The sequence below is a fragment of the Gordonia gummivorans genome, from assembly GCF_022513585.1.
GTDB lineage: Bacteria > Actinomycetota > Actinomycetes > Mycobacteriales > Mycobacteriaceae > Gordonia.
Map to the genome: position 1 here is coordinate 1 of NZ_JAKWBF010000106.1, position 279 is coordinate 279.

A 279-nucleotide genomic window follows, 5' to 3' on the forward strand; every position below is an offset into this window, starting at 1 on the left:
GTGACCACGTCCCTGCCAGCGTGCGTTCGCAGCTCTGCGGGCCTGCACCGACCGCGGGCCGCGTGCAGCCGGGGCGACCTCGTCGACCGGCACGTCGAGCGCGAGCCGCGCCAGCAAGGCGGCGATCTGCTGACGGCACGCGCGCGCCTCCGACAGCATCGGATGAGAGACGGGCTGGCCCTGCGAGCCCTTGACAACGAGGTTGTCAACACCGCCGAGGACCTGCTCGATCCGGGCCAGGTCGTCAGCAGTTGCACACGCCTGCCGCAACGTCTCCAT

Annotated in this window: 1 protein-coding gene; it reads right to left on the reverse strand. The window is 71.0% G+C overall.

The window, feature by feature from the left end; all coding sequences use genetic code 11:
- The coding region (locus tag MKW15_RS24315; protein ID WP_240862979.1) for a hypothetical protein at nucleotides 1–279 on the reverse strand (279 nt) is incomplete at both ends.